Below are 19,206 nucleotides of genomic sequence, written 5' to 3' on the forward strand. Positions count from 1 at the left end.
GTGACTCATCGACCAGCCAGTTAATACCTTCACTACGCCACAAACGGGTTAAAAAGTCATAATCGCTTTCGTTTGACTGCATCACAAATGGACGCACATCGTAGTCTTTAGTTAAGCCAGATGTATCGAGCGTTATACTTGAGGCAAATAACGGGCTTTTCCCCTGCCATTCCTTAAATAGAATTTCACTAATATCGCGCACGCTTTTATTCATAAACACGCGGCTATTACGGCGCTTATGCCAGAGTGCAGTTGGGTCTTTTAAAGTTAAATTATAAATAGTGAGTGAGCCGTCGCTTTGCCCTTGGCTGGCTTCGGTAATAATACCTGTCGTTCTAAAAAACTGGCCTGTATCGGTGACCTGATCGACGGCAACCTGACAGCCAATAAACTGTTTTAATGCAATATGGGCGTTTGTCGACAGACACAATAACTCAGCAACGCTGCCCTGATTAAGCGTATGTTCGCCTTCAATACGTTGTAAGAAGACTTGCTGATTTAAAGACTGATTTGAGAATTGGATATGAACAGCACGATTTTGTGAAACAAGGCCTAAACGTTCCAATATACTCGACACACTCATCTGCATTTTTATTATCAATCAAACTTATATTTAAGCCGTATTTTAATTAAAAAAAGACTAATCTGTCTATCTATACTCATTTTCAAAATGTAACTAGTCTAAATATGCAGTTTTACGTTAATTTCTTATTAAATAGGTATTTAAACCGTAAAATTCGATCATTTTAAAGTAATATAAATCATGGAGATATTATTAAATTTTTCAAATAAAAATCAAACATATAGCAAGAAATTAAATTTTAAGATTAATAAAATTCAGGATGAGATATGAAAATAAAAAAGTCTGCTTTTTATATATTTACCATGATTTTTTCGCTTCATTCTTCAGCATTTGCTGAGCCGAGTGTTGCTGATGTTCAATATCGTGCACAGCAAGGACAACCGATTGCGCAATATCATCTTGGCATCATGCTTTTAACTGGTGAACAAGGTGTCGTTAAAAACTATGAACAAGCTTTTAAATGGTTAACTGCTGCTGACCAAAATGGAAGCGTGGGGGCAAAATATAGTTTAGGAATGATGTATTTCACGGGTACAGGCGTGGAAAAAGACATGAAACGCGCTTTTGAATATTTTGCTAAAGCTGCGGATAAGGGCCATGCCAAAGCGCAATATAACTTAGGGGTGTTATATGACAGAGGTGAAGGAACTGCGCAAAATTATGAGCAGGCTTTTGAATGGTATAGTCGTGCTGCAGAGCAAGGCTATCCGCCCGCAGAATATAATTTAGCTCATCTATATAAAAAAGGTCACGGCGTCGCTCAAAGCGATGAGCAAGCCCTTAAGTGGTACACCAAAGCGGCTGAGCACAATGAAAGCGATGCCCAGTACAACTTGGCCCAGATGTATTTAAATGGTGAAGGCACGCCGAAAAACCTACAACTGGCAAAGAAATGGTTCCAGCAAGCTGCCGATGCAGGCGATGTTGATGCGAAAGAAATGCTTAAAAGTTTAGATTGAAAAATCAAAACTTAATGTTTGTCTTGCTCCAATAACTTACTAATTTCTTCACCGTATACCCATTTATTTAAAATACCTTCTGAACTTTCTAAACCTACAATATCTAGAAAACTTTCAAATGTAGTTGCCACTTGTTCTCGATCTTCTGTATCCAACTTGTCAGGATCGATTTGACTAATTCCATTAGCAAGAACTTGTAAAAGTTCTGCCTTGGTTGGCTCATTCTTTTGTTGATAAAGTGCAATAAAAGCTTGTGCAGTATCAGCCACTTTTTGATTCAAACTCATACGTAATGCAGAATTTTGAACACCTGTATATAGCTGACCATCTCCCGCAAAATGATCTTGAGCTTTAAACTTTTCTAATTGTTGAATAACAATAGAGTTAGAATTTTGAATACTCATTTCTGTTTTATTCTCAGTTTTTTGGGCACAACCAACTTGTGAACTTAAGACAGCCATGACTAGAACCAAAAGCTTTTTCATAGTTTTATTACTTTTATATTTATCTGCTTCAAATATAAACCAAATTAATTATAATTTTCTATATCTATGAAGTTTTATTTTTATTCTTTATTTTTTCTAATTAAATATAAATATTAACTCTATTATTTTAAAAACATATTTAGTTTTATTATTAAATCAAAAATATTTTAAATATTAAATTGACGTATTTAAAATCACCTATTATTCCGTTGCTGGCCTACATTGCCAGACGGTTTTGACAGACCGTAACTCGTAGCGAATTGTAGTTCTACTATAATTCGTTAGACCCTTGCGTCCCCTTTCTTTGCGGTAGGACGGGAGGGGGACGCCCCGCGCGTGCTGGTTCTACGAGTCCAGTCTGTCAACCCCCTTTCGTTCTACCACCCTAAATTAATTCGCGGTAATTCGGTGGTAGAACTCCATTTTTTAAGGAGTTGACTATGCCATTTTTCAAACTCATTTTCTCTCTTATTTAACTATTTTATTAATTTAAAATTTGGGTTTTTACGCCCTATTTTTTAAATTTATAGATTATTTTTATTTTAAAATTTTAATTATTTTATTTTTCTGTATGTGTAGGAGGATTAATTATTACCTGAAAAATTATTTTAATTTTTAAACTGATTATATTTTTATTCTACTCATAGATATAAATCATTATGAGAATAATATGACAATTTATAAACCTTTTTTGGCTTTAAGTTTTGTTCTAGTGAGCTTGGGTATTTCAGGCTGTAACCTCCACACTCAGCAAGAGTTTGAAAAAATTTGCCTATCGGGTGGGCATAGCAAGACCAGTTGCGAATGTATTTACCAGCGACTTGAACAAACCTACTCTCCAAAGCTCATGCAGCGTCTAGAACATGTCAGTTTGCAAAGTCCTGTTCTCCCACGGGACTTTGCCCCTACTTTTTTCAGCGTCATACAGCGGTGTGACAAAAGTAGTCTGGGCTAAGCGTTGGCTTAGCGCTTTATCTCTGTGTTGCAATGGTTTATTACTTTAAATCAGCGCAAAAAATTAAAGTCTGTTGTGGCACAGAGGCCTAAGTTTTTTGATTTGCCGATCTAGCATTTTGAAAAATCAGATCAATTTTATAACCAATCAAGTTATGCTGTGCTTACATTCAACTTTTGAACATTTATTAGAATGAATTACACATGGGATGAATTTGAGCAAAGACTTATCACATATAGAGATGCATGGATTGATCTGGCAAGAATTTTAGATGCGTATGAACATCAAATAAAAGAACTTCTTCAACAAATTCAATTATTAACTTATGAAGATTCTTTGCCTGTATTTAATCAGTTATATGAAATACAAGATCATTTAGCTACTGCCAAGTTTCGCTATGACCTCGACTTAAATGAAGCTTTAGATATATTCGTTTATCATTTCGATAGAGATGACAAAGCGCTGATAAGCCAATATTGGTACAAAAAATTCAAGCAAAACAAAGATATTCTTTGGCCTTTACCCCCAGATGAATAGTAGCTTGTACGTTTTAACCTACAAACTTTTAAGGTTTTTGCGGATTGGCGATGCCCTACTTTTTTCCTAATATGAAGTCATACAGGAACAGGATGTTCCGGAACATAAAACAACAATAATACGTTCAAGCACCAGGAGCGTGAGATACGACAGGAGTCATATCTAATCACCAAATACAAGAAAGCCCGACAGGATGTCGGGCTTTTTTTATAGCTATTTAAAAATAATATTTACACTCACCTATAGCGGGGTATGCGCCTGTTCTTGCTTTTTATGGCGAATCCAACGCACCACCCAAATAACCGCAATCAGCACCACTATTGCAACAAGCGCAGGCACCAGCATAGCTGAAACCGAAAGTAAGATTGCACCAATCCATTCACCTGTCGCAACGACAAAATTACCCAAACCACCTGTGGTTGCAGTTGAAACACCACGTGCAGCGACGGTACTCATTTGCACCACACCTGCCGTGCCACCACCGACAATAATGGCTGCTGCCCAACTGGCAAACTGAGACATTTCTCCACTACTGACCGCCATTGTCGCTAACGTACCCGCGATCATCGCCGCAGGGGTTGCGACTGTGTCTAAGGCATTATCGACCCACGGGATATAGTAAGCTGCGACTTCACACACCGTTGCCACACCTAAAGCCAAACACACCGATGGCAGAGCTAACCACTCAAAGCCTTTTGATGGCTCAAACCAGCCCATCATGGTGGCGATGCTCATGACCAATAGCGGTACAAACACGCGAAAACCGCAGGCAGCGCTCAGGCCCACACCAATACATAAACCCAATATTGTTTCCATAACGGTTTCCTTCTTTATGCCCATCACGGGTCTTGTTATGTAAGTCTTATTTTTAAATTAACAAAAAGCCCCATCGGGTGACAGGGCTTTTTGTTAAATGCGAACGCAAATATTATTTCATTCTTAACGTTTAAATTGCGTGCAGTAGCATTTCGTGCAAGGTGGTAAAGGGTCGGTATTAATTTCTAAAAACACTCTATGTCCGCACTGAGCACAGAAATAGAAGCCTGTTCCGGGTTTTTCGCCAGCTGTTACCATGATTACATTCCTATAATCGTATATATATTAAACAGGAATATAACCCACTTAAAGTGAATGTCAATTGTCCATTTCGCCCAATGATGATGGCATAAATGCAAAAAATGTTATTTGTACGATTTATCTTACACAGATTTAGGGATTTAGCGGATTGGCTGTCCCCTGCTTTTTTTCTAATATGAACTCATACAGGAACAGGATGTTCCGGAACATAAAACAACAATAATAGGTTCATGCATCAGGATCGTGAGATACGACAGGAGTCATATCTAGCAACCAAATACGAAAAAGCCCGACAGGATGTCGGGCTTTTTTATGGTTTATTGATTATCAGTAATTAGTTAATATTTATGCAGCACAATAGATCATTGGAATAACATTAGCTTCTTTTGCGGCATGAGAAAATGAAGACAAAATCCATATTAATTGGATTATATGTCCCTTAACTTTTACTCCTTTCTTTAATTGGTTAAATTCTTTTTCTATATCGCCTTTTGAAAGAAAGCTACAACTTAAAATACACTTTCTATGTAATTTATGATTTTTTAATAAAATTTCTAAATCATTCTCAAAAGTAGGAGTAATTTTCCGAATTCTATCAATTTTTGTTTGAACGCCGCCCCCTAAGTATTGTTTACTTAAAGAAGTTTGAACTTTTTTTAATAATTGATCTTTTAAAAAAAACATATTACCTAAGTTTTTTATACCTTGCCCCACCACATCATGTAAGTTACTAGCAGATGTAGATACTTTTCCATGTTTTGAGTGGATAAAAGTTATACTTGAATCAACCAAATTAAATGTTATGTGATCAGCCCATTCATCACCCAAATCATCACAAAAAATGCACTCGTCATTTGAATGTAGGTCTTCTACAAATCCAAACATTGAATCAATATCAAAATTCGTATGGGTATCTTTAAAGCTCCCTTTTTCTGAAATAATTGTTTCGATATTTTTTTGAGGATACAGGAGTTCAAGTATACTATCTAATTCAGAAATCCCAGATCTATCTTCAAAGCAATTATTCATAAAATACATATGCTTTGGATCATCAAACGTTACACTAAATAAACCTTTTCTGTTTATATAAGTTATAAGATTTTCTAACTTATTATTTTCTTCAACTTTTATTTTTCTTAATAAACTTTTAGAGTTAAGTGATAATGTATTTTTATTAACTTTTAATTTTGAGGTATTTTCAAAACCAACAATTTCTAAAGAAGAGTTTATTTCAAAAACTTTCTCAAGTTCACTAAATACTTTAGATTGAAAACTATTTGGTAAATCTATAATTTTTTTAGTACGTTTTTTCTTATTAGCATTTACCTCTATTTTCACTAACTCATATTTAAGTTTTAAACTACCATTTAAAAAATTATCAACAATCTGGCATATATCAATTAGTAATGCAGAGGGTTGTGAATTAGTCAGTACCTCTTTCAGTTGAACCTTTTTGGCAAATAAAGATAAAAAATCATTTTGGCTTGCTGTTTTTAAAAGAAGTATTTGTTGATTAGCCCACTCTACAATTTCATCAACACTTTGCCTAGCTGATGATTCAACTATTCTACCTGTACTTGAAATAGATTTTATATTTCCACCATCTCTCACTTTTATTTGAGAAGGAATTGAACGACCTGCTGCATATGTTGATAAAGTTCCCTTGAGGTTTGCTGCTTCAAAAGAGCGATTACGTACTGCTTTATCAGATACGGTCATATTTCTGAGAGACATTTTTTGAAATTCAACATTATTTCCTAATAATTTACTTAAATCCTGAGTCTCTATTAATTCAAATTTATCTTTTAATATATGTGTGAAATTCGCACAACTTTTACTCATCACAACTAAATAATCATCTAATTCTATTAAAATGATAAAAGCAAATATTCTATCTTCAATATTATCATCATCAAAAAAATAGACTGGTTTAGCCGTTGGAAAAACCTTAACTGTTAACTTATATTCAATATTTTCAGTTGTAATTTTTATATCTCGAAAAACCTCAAGTATAAAATCTGAACCTTGCTCTTGGTTTGATGTAGCTTCATTCAAAACATCAGAAATAACACTTTCATCCAGACAATTATTTATCTTATAAAATTGTACATTCTTAGTTAATTCTAATCTTTCAGGCATATTTATTCCTTAATTTTATAATAAAACCCTATCATTAAAATAGAGGTTTTTTTAAACAATATCAATATTGTTTAACTAAAGTATTAAGTTCCTTAGCCTTCTAAAAAGTCTTGCGAAAAACGCTGTAATACACCACCTGCTTTATATCCAGAGACTTCTTCTGTATCTAAATACATTCAAGTATTAGGATCTTGAGACATGACAGGAGTCATATCTAGTATCCAAATATAAAAAGCCCGACGGGATATCGGGCTTTTTGTATTTCTCATAAATACTTATTATATTAATAGTTTTACCATACTTTAAGTCCACTATATTGATTAAAAAGCACTAGAATAAAAAAAATCATCGTAAAAAAGAAACAATAATTATTACAGATAATCTTAAATCCATTTTTTCTGAAATTGAAATACCTATTTTCAATTTCCACTAACTTATTCAAGGCATTATTTTTATCATCCGCTGACAAATTACTTCGCTCAACCTCATTTTTATAATATGAAAACAAATCCTTAAATGTTTTACCTCCGCCCTCTTCTGATAATTCGGCTGCCTCTTTCCATAACTTAGAAGTTGAAATATAGTAAAAAAAGAAAAGAACTATTCCTATTAATGCTAATATCTTTATAGAATTTTGCTCATTAGGTATACCTATCCAACCCATTATTGAAAGAAACAACCATATACTATGTTCATTTAACTTTACAAAATAATCTCTTACAGCCTTATTTAATAACTCAATTTTTTCAAAAATATTTTCAACAGACATATTTGTACTTAGCCCAAAAATTAAACTTAATATTAAAAACTCTTAACCTGAATATTTTTATCGAATTCTAATAATTAAATTATTCATATAAAGTTTTAGCGTATCTCATAATATAAGAATTTAGACCATCTCCATTTCTAGCCAGTTGTTTCATATCTTCAACTCGGCTAGCGCCTGCACTTCGATAACTATAAGTATAAATTTTAAAGGTTCTATCAAACTGCACTCTTATATATGTATCACCAATTTCATATGCATGAATTCCAGAATCACCGTCTAAATCTAAATATCTTTCCACTATTATTCTCAATAAAAAACCCCATCATTAAGATAGGGCTTTTTTTGAACAATATCAATAATGTTTAACTAAAGTATCAAGCTATTTGGCCTTCTAAAAAGTCTTGCGCAAAACGCTGTAATACACCACCCGCTTCATATACAGAAACTTCTTCTTCTGTATCTAAACGGCAAGTCACAGGCACTTCAAGAATCTCTTCTTTACCATCCGCTGTGGCACGTTCAATCACTAAAGTTAAAGTCGAACGCGGCGCAATATTACCAATCACGCTATAAAGCTCTGTACCATCTAGCTTTAGAGTCTTGCGGTTTACGCCCGGTTTAAATTCAAGCGGTAACACGCCCATACCCACCAAGTTGGTACGGTGAATACGCTCAAAACCTTCTGCTACAATCGCTTCAACACCTGCAAGGCGTACCCCTTTTGCAGCCCAGTCACGGCTTGAACCCTGACCGTAGTCAGCACCCGCGATAATAATTAACGGTTGCTTACGGTTCATGTAGGTTTCAATTGCTTCCCACATGCGCATCACTTCGCCTTCTGGCTCTACACGCGCTTTTGAACCTTGCTTAATGGTACCGTCTGAACGGCGAACCATTTCGTTATACAGTTTCGGGTTTGCAAATGTTGCACGTTGTGCAGTCAAATGGTCACCGCGGTGCGTTGCGTATGAGTTGAAGTCTTCTTCTGGTACGCCCATTTTGTGAAGGTATTCACCCGCAGCCGAGTCCATCAAAATCGCGTTTGAAGGCGACAAGTGGTCGGTCGTGATGTTGTCACCCAAAATCGCAAGCGGACGCATATTCGCCAAAGTACGTGGTGCAGCCAACGCCCCTTCCCAATATGGTGGACGGCGGATGTAAGTACTTTGCGGACGCCAGTCGTAAAGTGGGCTCTTCGCTTGTTCAACTTCGCCCAAGTCAAACATTGGAATGTAGACTTTACGGAACTGTTCAGGCTTCACGGCTTGCTTAACTAACGCATCAATTTCAGCGTCAGATGGCCAGATGTCTTTGAGGTAAATCGGGTTACCTTCTTTGTCATAACCTAACGCATCTTTTTCGATATCAAAACGAATCGTACCTGCAATTGCATATGCCACAACAAGCGGTGGAGATGCCAAGAATGCTTGTTTTGCATATGGATGGATACGGCCATCGAAGTTACGGTTACCAGAGAGTACTGCGGTTGCGTACAAGTCACGGTCAATAATTTCTTGCTGAATGGCTGGATCTAACGCACCAGACATACCGTTACACGTTGTACAAGCGTAAGCCACAATACCAAAACCAAGTTTCTCTAAGTCTTTTAGAACACCTGCTTCTTCAAGGTAAAGTGCAGCCGCTTTTGAACCCGGTGCAAATGATGATTTCACCCAAGGTTTACGAACCAAACCAAGTTCATTCGCTTTACGTGCCAACAAACCTGCCGCCACGGTGTTACGTGGGTTAGAGGTGTTGGTACATGAAGTAATTGCAGCAATAATGATTGCGCCATCTGGCATTAAGCCATCAGAACGGTTTTCAACAACACCCGCAATACCTTTTTCTTTTAAGTCCGCAGTTGAAACACGTGCATGTGGATTTGATGGACCAGCAATGTTACGTGTGACTGTTGACAGATCAAAACGTAGTACACGTGGGTACTCTGCTTTGGTCATTTCAGATGCCCAAAGGCCAATTTCTTTTGCGTACTGTTCAACCAATGCCACTTGAGCATCTTCACGGCCTGTTAGGCGTAAGTAGTCGATTGTGTTTTGGTCGATGTAGAACATCGCAGCCGTAGCGCCATATTCTGGTGTCATGTTCGAAATGGTTGCACGGTCGCCCACAGACATGCTGTCAGCACCTTCACCAAAGAACTCAAGGTAAGCACCAACCACGCGTTCTTTACGTAAGAATTCAGTTAGAGCCAACACGATATCTGTTGCAGTAATGCCTGCCTGACGCTGACCAACCAACTCAACACCAATAATGTCTGGCAGACGCATCCAAGATGCACGGCCCAACATTACGTTTTCAGCTTCTAAACCACCTACACCCACAGAAATTACGCCCAAAGCGTCTGTATGTGGTGTGTGTGAGTCTGTACCGACACATGTGTCTGGGAATGCTACGCCATCACGCGCCTGAATCACCGGAGACATTTTCTCTAGGTTAATCTGGTGCATAATACCGTTCCCCGCAGGGATCACATCGACATTTTTAAATGCAGTTTTGGTCCACTCAATAAAGTGGAAACGGTCTTCGTTACGGCGGTCTTCAACAGCACGGTTTTTTGCAAAAGCGTCTGGGTCAGCACCACCATATTCCACTGCTAAAGAGTGGTCAACAATGAGCTGTGTTGGTACAACTGGGTTAACCTTAGATGGGTCGCCGCCCTTCTCAGCAATCGCATCACGCAAACCTGCAAGGTCAACCAATGCAGTTTGTCCCAAGATGTCATGACACACCACGCGTGCAGGATACCAAGGAAAGTCCAAGTCCTGACGGCGTTCAATCAACTGCGTTAAATAAGCAGTTAAGTTCTCGGCATCGGCACGGCGTACCAATTGCTCAGCGAGTACTTTAGAGGTGTAAGGCAGTTTTTCGTATGCGCCTGGCTGAATATCTTCAACGGCTTGACGCACGTCGTAGTATTCAAGCTGGGTACCTGCCAGCGGTTTACGGTATTTTGTGTTCATTAACCACGCTCCGCCAATGGTTTAAATTCGAGGTTTTCAGGGCCTGTGTAGTTCGCGCTTGGACGAATGATTTTGCCGTCTTGGCGTTGTTCAATCACGTGTGCTGACCAACCTGCTGTACGTGCAATTACGAATAACGGTGTGAACATTGCAGTTGGAACACCCATTAAGTGATAGCTTACTGCACTGAACCAATCGAGGTTCGGGAACATGTTTTTCACTTCTTTCATCACTGCTTCTAAACGCTCAGCGATGAGGTACATTTTGGTGTTCTCTTGCGCTTCTGCTAAGTCATGCGCCACTTTCTTGATCACTTCGTTACGTGGGTCAGAAACTGTATATACAGGGTGACCAAATCCGATTACGACTTCTTTATTTTCAACACGTTTACGGATGTCAGCTTCTGCTTCGTCTGGATTGTCGTAACGTTGTTGAATCACGAATGCAACTTCGTTTGCACCACCGTGCTTAGGTCCGCGAAGTGCACCAATACCGCCTGTAATTGCCGAGTACATGTCAGAACCTGTACCTGCAACCACGCGTGAGGTAAATGTAGATGCGTTGAACTCATGCTCAGCATACAAAATAAGTGATGTATGCATCGCTTGAATCCACTCTTCACATGGTTTTTCGCCATGAAGTAAATGTAAGAAATGCGCTGCAATTGAGTCGTCATCTGTTTCAACTTCAATGCGACGACCGTTGTTGCTGAAGTGGTACCAATAAAGCAGCATTGAACCTAAGCTTGCCATTAATTTGTCAGCAATGTCTTTTGCGCCAGCTTCGTTGTGGTCTTCATGTTCTGGCGTTAAACAACCTAGAACTGAAACACCAGTACGCATCACATCCATTGGATGTGCAGATGGTGGTAATTGCTCAAGTGCAGTTTTAAGTGCTGCTGGTAAGCCACGAAGTGCTTTTAATTTTGCTTTATATGCTTTGAGTTCAGCTTTGTTTGGTAATTTGCCATGTACGAGCAAGTGAGCAACTTCTTCAAACTCGCTACCTGCCGCAAGGTCAAGAATGTCATAGCCACGATAGTGCAAGTCGTTACCGCTACGTCCTACGGTACATAGTGCTGTGTTGCCTGCAACTTGTCCGCTAAGTGCAACTGATTTTTTTGGTTTGAAGCCTGTTGTTGTTTCATTTGAGCTCATAGAATCATCCTTTATATCAACCAGAATTTGTTGTTTGTTCAATTTTTACTTTGGTGAAAACGCGACAGCGTCTTGCCGAGTTCTCATCCAATTTTTGGATTAACCTGCCGTTCGCCTTACTTTTCACGGATGAAAAGTAAGCAAAAATCCTTGTTGGTCTGACGATATATCCCTATATCGCAGTCCAACGTAGCGGCATCCATGCCGCCCTCACGATAGCCAAGACCATCGCTTCCCCTTCTTTTAAAAGAGGGCTTATTTATTTCTTTTTAGCAAATGCGTTGTCTAAGTAGTCTTCAAACGCGTAGTAGTTAATGCGTTCATATAACTCTTTACGCGTTTGCATAATATCAACCACGTTCTTTTGTGTACCTTCTTTACGTAAGGTTTCATACACAGTTTCGGCTGCCTTGTTCATGGCACGGAAAGCAGAAAGCGGATAAAGCGCAAGGCTTACATCGGCAGATGCTAACTCTTCAGTGGTAAACAATGGTGTAGAACCAAACTCGGTAATATTTGCCAAAATTGGTACACCTGTCTTCTGAGCAAATTGCTTGTACATATCAAGCTCGGTAATTGCTTCAGGGAACAACATATCTGCACCTGCCTCAATGTAGGCACCCGCACGGTCAATTGCAGCTTGTAAGCCTTCAACCGCTAACGCATCGGTACGCGCCATAATCACGAAGCTGTCATCACCACGCGCATCAACCGCAGCTTTAATACGGTCAACCATTTCTTCTTGAGTCACAATGGCTTTGTTCGGACGGTGACCGCAACGTTTTGCGCCCACTTGGTCTTCAATGTGCATTGCCGCAGCACCAAACTTGATCAGTGATTTTGTAGTACGTGCAATGTTAAATGCAGAAGCACCAAAGCCTGTGTCCGCATCGACCAATAATGGAAGATCACATACATCAGTAATACGGCGTACGTCGGTCAACACATCATCAAGGTTACTGATTCCCAAATCAGGTAAGCCTAAAGAACCAGCTGCTACACCACCACCTGATAAGTAAATCGCTTTATAACCTGCACGTTTTGCCAAAAGTGCATGATTGGCATTGATGGTTCCAACCACTTGTAATGGCTTTTCTTGGGCTACTGCATCGCGAAATAGCTGACCTGCGGATTGTTTAGCCATTGTTATGTTCTCCTTGTGCTTGTAGCAGTGTTTGCTCAATAATTTTGTAAGAAGCATTGATATGTCGATGCATGAGCAGCTCGGCAAGTTCACCATCGCCTTCTGCAATTGCATCTAAAATACGGATATGTTCGTCCCAAGCTTTGCTCGGTCGATCGGGTGTGTTTGAAAACTGAATTCGGTACATACGGATGAGATGATAAAGCTCATCACATAGCATTTTTTCTAGGGTTTTATTGCCACTACTTTTGATAATGCAGTAGTGAAAATCGTCCTGCCCTTCTTGCAAGTAATATCCTTTACCTGCTTTAAAGTTTTCATCTTCGGCATGCATACGTAAGACATCACGCAGCGCCAAAATTTGCTTTTTATCAATATGCTGTGCAGCAAGTTTGCAGGCCAAACCTTCTAATGACGCACGAATCTGGTAAAGCTCTTTAAACTGTTGCAGTGAGAGCGAAACCACGCGCGCGCCCACATGTGCAGTACGCTCAACTAAACGTTGCCCTTCAAGGCGATGAATTGCTTCACGCAAAGGCCCACGGCTAATGCCGTAAGTGCGCGCCAGTTCAGGCTCAGAAATTTTGCTACCTGCCGGAATTTGACCTAAAACAATCGCCGTCTGTATTTGCTTAAATACATTCTCGGTCAGTGTTCTTCCCTGACTTTGTAGTGGCTCTGGTGCGAAGGTCAAATCTTGCATATTGTCGACAATTTTTAATCAATTATGAGTTTTATAGCGGGATGAATGAAAAAAATCAAGGTGATTGTTGACACTTTTCAGAACGCATCAGGTCAATTTTTATCGTTCGGCCTGTTACCTCACCTTATATTTAAACCATTAAACCACTTACAAATTAGTCTTTATAAAACATATATTTAATATTATTTTACCTATAGATTTATGATACTTTTTTAGTTGCTTTTCGACCGCTAATCTTTTGTTTCAAACTTTAGTCTACAACCAATGTATTACAGTAAGATTGTAGACAATCTGCTTGAATGAAAGCATGAGTTAGAAATTAGTTTCTATTTACCGTAATTTCTTTTAAATCTTTTTATCATTTTCATCCAGAAAATATCGATATTAGTGAAATTATCAGGTGCTTCACGGTAGCTTTATTGATACATTATTGAGCATCGACATAGTTGTGGCGTATTTTTCGAGACAGAAAAAACCCAGCACTATGCATATTGTTGAATGAAAGGACTTTTTTGATGTTTCAACATATCCCCCCATACGCAGGCGATCCAATTCTCTCTTTAATGGAACAGTTCAATGCTGATACTCGTTCTGAAAAAGTAAACTTGAGTATTGGTCTTTACTATAACGAAGATAGCATTGTTCCTCAGTTAGAGACCATTATCGAGGCGCAAAAGCGTATTGAGCCTAAGAACGGTAAAACCAAACTTTATTTGCCAATGGAAGGCTTCAAACCTTACCGTGAAGCAATTCAAGCACTTTTATTTGGTGTAAACAGCCCAGCAGTTAAAGCTGGCCGTGCTGTGACCATCCAAACGCTTGGTGGTTCAGGTGCATTGAAAGTTGGTGCAGATTTCTTAAAAACTTATTTCCCAAATTCTGACGTTTGGGTAAGCCAACCAACTTGGGACAACCACGTTGCCATTTTCAATGGCGCTGGCATTAAGACTCATTTCTACCCATATTTCGATGCAGAAACGCGTGGTGTAGATTTTGACGGTATGCTTTCTACACTTAAAACTTTGCCTGAGCAAAGCATTGTGTTATTGCACCCATGCTGCCATAACCCAACGGGTGCTGACTTAAACCCAGCGCAATGGGATCAAGTGATTACAGTATTAAAAGATCGTAACCTTATTCCATTCCTAGATATCGCTTACCAAGGTTTTGGTGACGGTATGGAAGAAGATGCGTATGCAATCCGTGCTTTAGACCAAGCGGGTCTAAACTTCATTGTGAGCAACTCGTTCTCTAAAATCTTCTCTTTATATGGCGAGCGCGTTGGCGGTTTAACTTTCGTTTGTGATGATGCAGAAGCTGCTCAGTGCACATTCGGTCAGTTAAAAGCGACTGTACGCCGTATTTACTCTAGCCCTCCTACAACAGGTGCTTGGTTAGTTGATGAAGTGTTAAATGACGCTGAACTTAACCAACAATGGCAAGGTGAAGTGAAAGAGATGCGTGAGCGTATTATCAAAATGCGTAGCATCTTGAAAGATGAACTCACTAAAGCGTTACCAGACCGTGATTTTAGCTACCTTGTAAACCAAAAAGGTATGTTTAGCTACACAGGTCTAACTGCTGAGCAAGTAGATATCTTGCGTGAAGAATATGCAATCTACTTAGTACGTAGTGGCCGTATTTGTGTAGCAGGTTTAAACATGAACAATGTTTACACTGTTGCAAAAGCGATGGCTGAAGTGCTTGCTAAATCAGTAGAAGCAGCATAAATCATCTATTAAAAAAGGCGCTTCGGCGCCTTTTTTTATGTCTCGATATTAAGATTTAGCCTTGCCCCAATATTTCAGTTTTGAGGTATGGCCAATACCCACATTAAAGCTATTGGTTGGGTCGAGTTTTTGATAGAAATTGGCTAATGCAGGTTTGGCAATGTAAAGGTGCCCAACATTATGCTCTGCCGGATATTCAGCACGGCGCGCATCAAGTAATTTCCACATTTGATGTTCCATTTCTAACGGATCATTACCCTTTTTAAGAATATAGTCCTGATGGAAAACATGACAAAAGAAATGCCCATAATAGAGTTTATGGATGATTTTCTTTTCCATCTCGGCTGGTAGTTGCTCTACCCATTCGCGGTCATTACGACGTAGCGCAATATCAAGCGCTACAATATCTTCAACTTCACTACGGTGCGTATCACGATAACGAATTGCCGCCCCTGCAATCGCAAAACGGTGCAAGAACGCCTTTCGACCTTCTTCTTCGCTACATACGAAATAACTACCTGACTGATGCACAGTAAAATATTCTTTTAAAAATTGCTCGGTCTGTGCTTTCGAATTATTTTCGACACGTAAAACCAAATGGTGCTCATAACGGTCTCGATACTCGGTCATACGCTTAGGCAAATGACTCGGTAAAAAGAAGGTAATCGCCTGTAAAATCTGGTCTGTTAAGCCTTTAATTTTAAATTTTTCTAAAAAGCCATCGACTTTGTCTTTCATCGCGAAAGCTTTTGGAACATTGGCTGTACCAAACTTTTCAATAAATAAGAACGTGTCTTTTCCGTACTTTTCACCAATCAAATAAGCATCACGGTGAATATATTCGCCCGCAATTGGCAAGCTTGGCAGTGAGGTCAGTAAGTAGCGACGAATAGCCGTTAAATCATCGGCATCATTACTACCAATATAAAAAACACTGCTCTCTACTTTTTCATAGGTATCAAGGCGTACAGCAAACACACAGACCTTACCTGCCGAACCCGAGGCTTCAAACAAACGTGACGGGTCTGCATTAAAACGAGCAGGCGTATCCTCATCCACTTGCGTCACATCGTGGGCATAGCGATGATCTGATGCCTGCTTTTCACTATCATCTAAAATATCTACGGCTTGGTATTGCTGCTTCTCTAAACGCGTCAAAATTTCTTCGGGTGTCGAGCCTAAATTCACCCCTAAATGATTCACCAGCTCTAATTGACCAGCAGCATTCACTTGAGCATATAATGCCAGTTCCGTATACGCAGGACCACGGCGTACCAGTGCACCACCAGAGTTATTACACACACCACCCAGTACCGAAGCACCAATACAAGATGAACCAATCACCGAATGTGGTTCACGATTATAGCCTTTTAGAATTTGTTCTAAATTATCTAAGGTCGCACCCGGTAAGCAGATCACTTGCTTGCCGTCATGGATGACTTGAATTCCCTTTAATCGGCGTGTGCTCATGACCAAAACAGGACGATCATAATCATCGCCATACGGAGTTGAACCACCGGTCAATCCCGTATTGGCCGCCTGCATAATCACAATACAGTCTGCCTCAATTGCAGCCTGCAACACTTGCCATTGCTCTAGCAAGGTCCCTGGTACAACCACTGCAAGCACTTTCCCCTCACCAAAACGACGACCTTGACGGTACTGACGCGTACTTTGATCATCGGTCAAAACATAAGAACGCCCTACAATATTCTGTAAATGTTCGATCACTGCTTGAGGGGAAAATGTTTGCATGATGGTTTCCTTTTGGTCATCCATACCACATAGTTTTTTTAAATTTAGAGCAACACGACGTAGTCTTACAGGGAAAACTTCGATGTAAGCAGCTCATTGACGCTTAGCACCAGCAGCTAATCTCTAGGTATTAGATTTAATGCAAATTGGCGACGCATTGGCGGCAGGGATGCCGCCTGTTGAGCAACCGTACAAGGAAGTACGGTTTGCTCAACAAAAGGTTTTTTGGTTACTTTTGACCTTTCAAAAGTGACAAATGCCTATACGTAAAACATCAGCAAATCACCAAATTTTGAGGCTGTGCTTACTGCTTCACTTACTATGTTTTAAAGTCCTTGTTTAATCGCCTGTACTAAACAATCCGTATTAATATCCGAAATCGACTTAGCACCCGTTAAGGTCATCGCAACACGCATTTCCTTATCAATTAAATCAAGTAAGTTCGACACACCTTGTCCACCTGCTGCTGCCAAGGCATAAACAAACGCACGGCCAAGTAAAACCGTATCGGCACCGAGCGCCAACATACGCACCACATCTAAACCATTACGAATGCCTGAGTCAGCCAAAATCGCCAAATCACCTTTAACTGCGTCGGCAATTGCAGGTAATGCACGAGCAGATGACATCACGCCATCTAACTGACGACCGCCGTGATTCGACACTACAATCCCATCTGCACCAAAACGCACACATCTTTGGCATCTTCAGGATCTAAAATACCTTTAATCACCATTGGGCCATCCCAAAACTCACGAATCCACTCAAGGTCCTTCCATGAAATGGATGGGTCAAAGTTCGAGCCTAACCAGCCAATATAGTCTTCAAGCCCAGTCGGCTTACCTAAATATTTAGAGATATTTCCCAAGTCGTGCGGACGGCCCATTAAACCCACATTCCATGACCAATGCGGATGAAATACTGATTGCATATAACGACGCATCGCAGCATTTGGCCCACTCATACCTGAATGGGCATCACGGTAACGTGCACCCGGCACAGGCATATCTACGGTAAACACCAGTGTTGAACAACCCGCTGCTTTTGCACGCTCCAAAGCATTACGCATAAAACCGCGGTCACGTAACACATAAAGCTGGAACCACATCGGACGGTTAATTGCAGGTGCAACTTCTTCAATCGGACAAACAGAAACCGTTGAAAGTGTAAATGGAATGCCCTTTTTATCGGCTGCCATTGCGGCTTGCACTTCACCACGGCGTGCATACATACCTGTTAAACCTACAGGTGCCAAGGCAACTGGCATCGACAGCGTTTCATTAAACAGTTTTGTCTCTAAACTCAACGCGGACATGTCATTCAGCACACGCTGACGCAAGGCTATTTCTGACAAATCTTGTACGTTACGCTTTAAGGTATATTCCGCATACGCTCCACCATCAATATAGTGAAATAAAAATGGGGGTAAGCGACGTTGTGCCGCAGCACGATAATCATTGCCAGAAGAAATAATCATTTTAAATCAACTCTATTTAAACGGTTTGCACGTTTCTGGCGAGCTTCGTCTTCATCCAGAGAACGCACATGATTAATCACAAATTCAATATGACCGCAGACAGCTTGGCGTGCGGCCTCGGGATCTTTACGATCAATAGCATCCATCACCTGAAAATGCTGCTCGCTGAGCAAGTCACCATTTACGGGGTCGTTATAAACTTTCTTACGCCCTAACAAGACGTTGTATTGCAGCAAATCAAATAGACTTCGCATCATTTGAATCAGCACCACATTGTGGGAGGCTTCTGCAATCGCTAAGTGGAATTCAGCATCCGCGACCGCAGCCTGTGCTGAGTCACCTGCATTTTGGTGGCGGCTAATTTCATTAAAATAATGATGAATTTTGGCGCGATCTTCTGGGGTCGAACGTAACGCGGCATACCATGCAGTCCCCCCTTCGAGCACCAAACGCGCCTCTTGCACATCAAAACGGTATAACGGATCTTCTTCAATCAGGTTACTAATCGGGTTCACAATCAGTTGCTGTGGCCATTGTTCAGGTAATTGCTGAATATAAGTTCCATCGCCACGGCGGCTAATCAGTACACCTTGACTATTGAGCTGTTGAATTGCTTCACGCAAAGACGGACGAGAAACCCCTAAGCTAGTTGCAAGCTGGCGCTCGGCAGGCAAACGATCACCTTTTTTCATGTGACGCTCTTCAATTAATGCCTGCAATTTCATGACCACTTGATCGGAGATTCTCATCGCGTT

18 protein-coding genes and 2 pseudogenes are annotated in these 19,206 nt (G+C 40.0%); 5 read left to right on the forward strand and 15 right to left on the reverse strand.

What is annotated here, in order from left to right:
* Window positions 1-589: phage late control D family protein (locus tag C1642_RS02560; RefSeq protein WP_228153823.1), on the reverse strand; the 589-nt coding region annotated here is incomplete at its 3' end.
* A gap of 260 nt (window positions 590-849) precedes the next feature.
* Between C1642_RS02560 and C1642_RS02565 the strand changes: the two genes are divergently transcribed.
* The gene (locus C1642_RS02565) at window positions 850-1,542 is read left to right on the forward strand and encodes a tetratricopeptide repeat protein (protein ID WP_103235863.1); all 693 of its coding nucleotides are present in this window, start codon (window positions 850-852) and stop codon (window positions 1,540-1,542) included.
* Between the two features lie 11 nt (window positions 1,543-1,553).
* On the opposite strand, the gene C1642_RS02570 is transcribed toward C1642_RS02565, so the two are convergent.
* Window positions 1,554-2,027, reverse strand: a complete 474-nt coding sequence (locus C1642_RS02570) for a DUF4844 domain-containing protein (protein WP_000735642.1) — start codon at window positions 2,025-2,027, stop codon at window positions 1,554-1,556.
* A gap of 670 nt (window positions 2,028-2,697) precedes the next feature.
* Between C1642_RS02570 and C1642_RS02575 the strand changes: the two genes are divergently transcribed.
* The gene (locus tag C1642_RS02575; protein ID WP_103235864.1) at window positions 2,698-2,982 is read left to right on the forward strand and encodes a hypothetical protein; all 285 of its coding nucleotides are present in this window, start codon (window positions 2,698-2,700) and stop codon (window positions 2,980-2,982) included.
* A gap of 192 nt (window positions 2,983-3,174) precedes the next feature.
* Window positions 3,175-3,519: a hypothetical protein gene (locus tag C1642_RS02580; protein ID WP_103235865.1), complete on the forward strand. Its 345-nt coding sequence runs from the start codon at window positions 3,175-3,177 to the stop codon at window positions 3,517-3,519.
* 240 nt (window positions 3,520-3,759) lie between these two features.
* Here C1642_RS02580 and C1642_RS02585 read toward each other — a convergent pair whose 3' ends face one another.
* The 10 genes and pseudogenes from C1642_RS02585 to C1642_RS02625 all read right to left on the reverse strand — a co-directional run bounded on the left by C1642_RS02585 (window position 3,760) and on the right by C1642_RS02625 (window position 13,489).
* The gene (locus tag C1642_RS02585) at window positions 3,760-4,335 is read right to left on the reverse strand and encodes a DUF4126 domain-containing protein (protein WP_000447804.1); all 576 of its coding nucleotides are present in this window, start codon (window positions 4,333-4,335) and stop codon (window positions 3,760-3,762) included.
* Between the two features lie 123 nt (window positions 4,336-4,458).
* Window positions 4,459-4,593, reverse strand: a complete 135-nt coding sequence (locus tag C1642_RS19025; RefSeq protein ID WP_001983336.1) for a zinc ribbon-containing protein — start codon at window positions 4,591-4,593, stop codon at window positions 4,459-4,461.
* A 348-nt stretch (window positions 4,594-4,941) separates the two neighbouring features.
* Window positions 4,942-6,735: a hypothetical protein gene (locus C1642_RS02595; protein ID WP_103235866.1), complete on the reverse strand. Its 1,794-nt coding sequence runs from the start codon at window positions 6,733-6,735 to the stop codon at window positions 4,942-4,944.
* A 92-nt stretch (window positions 6,736-6,827) separates the two neighbouring features.
* Window positions 6,828-6,905: pseudogene (locus C1642_RS20165) on the reverse strand (hypothetical protein); the annotation flags it as partial.
* 122 nt (window positions 6,906-7,027) lie between these two features.
* Window positions 7,028-7,504 carry a hypothetical protein gene (locus C1642_RS02600; protein ID WP_103235867.1) on the reverse strand — a complete coding sequence of 159 codons (477 nt, stop codon included), beginning with the start codon at window positions 7,502-7,504 and terminating at the stop codon, window positions 7,028-7,030.
* A gap of 79 nt (window positions 7,505-7,583) precedes the next feature.
* Entirely contained in the window at window positions 7,584-7,802 is a 219-nt protein-coding gene (locus tag C1642_RS02605) for a hypothetical protein (protein ID WP_103235868.1), read from the reverse strand.
* A 76-nt stretch (window positions 7,803-7,878) separates the two neighbouring features.
* Window positions 7,879-10,485, reverse strand: a complete 2,607-nt coding sequence (gene acnD / locus C1642_RS02610) for a Fe/S-dependent 2-methylisocitrate dehydratase AcnD (RefSeq protein WP_103235869.1) — start codon at window positions 10,483-10,485, stop codon at window positions 7,879-7,881.
* Window positions 10,485-11,642 carry a 2-methylcitrate synthase gene (gene prpC / locus C1642_RS02615; protein ID WP_000097514.1) on the reverse strand — a complete coding sequence of 386 codons (1,158 nt, stop codon included), beginning with the start codon at window positions 11,640-11,642 and terminating at the stop codon, window positions 10,485-10,487. The genes acnD and prpC overlap by 1 nt, the downstream gene beginning before the upstream one ends.
* A 259-nt stretch (window positions 11,643-11,901) precedes the next feature.
* Window positions 11,902-12,786, reverse strand: coding sequence for a methylisocitrate lyase (prpB, locus tag C1642_RS02620; protein WP_001118924.1), 885 nt, complete (start codon window positions 12,784-12,786; stop codon window positions 11,902-11,904).
* On the reverse strand, window positions 12,779-13,489 hold the full coding sequence (locus tag C1642_RS02625; protein ID WP_001153627.1) for a GntR family transcriptional regulator: 711 nt from the start codon (window positions 13,487-13,489) through the stop codon (window positions 12,779-12,781). The genes prpB and C1642_RS02625 overlap by 8 nt, the downstream gene beginning before the upstream one ends.
* Before the next feature lie 45 nt (window positions 13,490-13,534).
* Here C1642_RS02625 and C1642_RS02630 point away from each other — a divergent pair, with 45 nt between their 5' ends.
* Together C1642_RS02630 and C1642_RS02635 are read left to right on the forward strand one after the other, a co-directional pair.
* Window positions 13,535-13,669, forward strand: coding sequence for a hypothetical protein (locus C1642_RS02630; RefSeq protein ID WP_081405538.1), 135 nt, complete (start codon window positions 13,535-13,537; stop codon window positions 13,667-13,669).
* 335 nt (window positions 13,670-14,004) lie between these two features.
* Entirely contained in the window at window positions 14,005-15,219 is a 1,215-nt protein-coding gene (locus tag C1642_RS02635) for an aromatic amino acid transaminase (RefSeq protein WP_103235870.1), read from the forward strand.
* Window positions 15,220-15,267: 48 nt separating this feature from the next.
* On the opposite strand, the gene dld is transcribed toward C1642_RS02635, so the two are convergent.
* The 3 genes and pseudogenes from dld to lldR form a co-directional block, all read right to left on the reverse strand.
* Entirely contained in the window at window positions 15,268-16,974 is a 1,707-nt protein-coding gene (dld, locus tag C1642_RS02640; protein WP_213064245.1) for a D-lactate dehydrogenase, read from the reverse strand.
* Between the two features lie 326 nt (window positions 16,975-17,300).
* Window positions 17,301-18,451, reverse strand: a pseudogene (gene lldD / locus C1642_RS02645) (FMN-dependent L-lactate dehydrogenase LldD).
* Window positions 18,448-19,200, reverse strand: a complete 753-nt coding sequence (lldR, locus tag C1642_RS02650) for a transcriptional regulator LldR (protein WP_103235872.1) — start codon at window positions 19,198-19,200, stop codon at window positions 18,448-18,450. Before lldR ends, lldD begins: the two are co-directional and overlap by 4 nt.
* Between the last annotated feature and the right edge of the window lie 6 nt (window positions 19,201-19,206).

The sequence above is a fragment of the Acinetobacter sp. AKBS16 genome, from assembly GCF_002899995.1.
Classification (GTDB): domain Bacteria; phylum Pseudomonadota; class Gammaproteobacteria; order Pseudomonadales; family Moraxellaceae; genus Acinetobacter; species Acinetobacter baumannii.

Coding starts and splice junctions, on each gene's coding strand:
- C1642_RS02565 (WP_103235863.1), top strand. CDS start 850: ATGAAAATAAAAAAGTCTGCTTTTTATATATTTACCATGATTTTTTCG.
- C1642_RS02570 (WP_000735642.1), bottom strand. CDS start 2,027: ATGAAAAAGCTTTTGGTTCTAGTCATGGCTGTCTTAAGTTCACAAGTT.
- C1642_RS02575 (WP_103235864.1), top strand. CDS start 2,698: ATGACAATTTATAAACCTTTTTTGGCTTTAAGTTTTGTTCTAGTGAGC.
- C1642_RS02580 (WP_103235865.1), top strand. CDS start 3,175: ATGAATTACACATGGGATGAATTTGAGCAAAGACTTATCACATATAGA.
- C1642_RS02585 (WP_000447804.1), bottom strand. CDS start 4,335: ATGGAAACAATATTGGGTTTATGTATTGGTGTGGGCCTGAGCGCTGCC.
- C1642_RS19025 (WP_001983336.1), bottom strand. CDS start 4,593: ATGGTAACAGCTGGCGAAAAACCCGGAACAGGCTTCTATTTCTGTGCT.
- C1642_RS02595 (WP_103235866.1), bottom strand. CDS start 6,735: ATGCCTGAAAGATTAGAATTAACTAAGAATGTACAATTTTATAAGATA.
- C1642_RS02600 (WP_103235867.1), bottom strand. CDS start 7,504: ATGTCTGTTGAAAATATTTTTGAAAAAATTGAGTTATTAAATAAGGCT.
- acnD (WP_103235869.1), bottom strand. CDS start 10,485: ATGAACACAAAATACCGTAAACCGCTGGCAGGTACCCAGCTTGAATAC.
- prpC (WP_000097514.1), bottom strand. CDS start 11,642: ATGAGCTCAAATGAAACAACAACAGGCTTCAAACCAAAAAAATCAGTT.
- prpB (WP_001118924.1), bottom strand. CDS start 12,786: ATGGCTAAACAATCCGCAGGTCAGCTATTTCGCGATGCAGTAGCCCAA.
- C1642_RS02625 (WP_001153627.1), bottom strand. CDS start 13,489: ATGCAAGATTTGACCTTCGCACCAGAGCCACTACAAAGTCAGGGAAGA.
- C1642_RS02630 (WP_081405538.1), top strand. CDS start 13,535: ATGAAAAAAATCAAGGTGATTGTTGACACTTTTCAGAACGCATCAGGT.
- C1642_RS02635 (WP_103235870.1), top strand. CDS start 14,005: ATGTTTCAACATATCCCCCCATACGCAGGCGATCCAATTCTCTCTTTA.
- dld (WP_213064245.1), bottom strand. CDS start 16,974: ATGCAAACATTTTCCCCTCAAGCAGTGATCGAACATTTACAGAATATT.
- lldR (WP_103235872.1), bottom strand. CDS start 19,200: ATGAGAATCTCCGATCAAGTGGTCATGAAATTGCAGGCATTAATTGAA.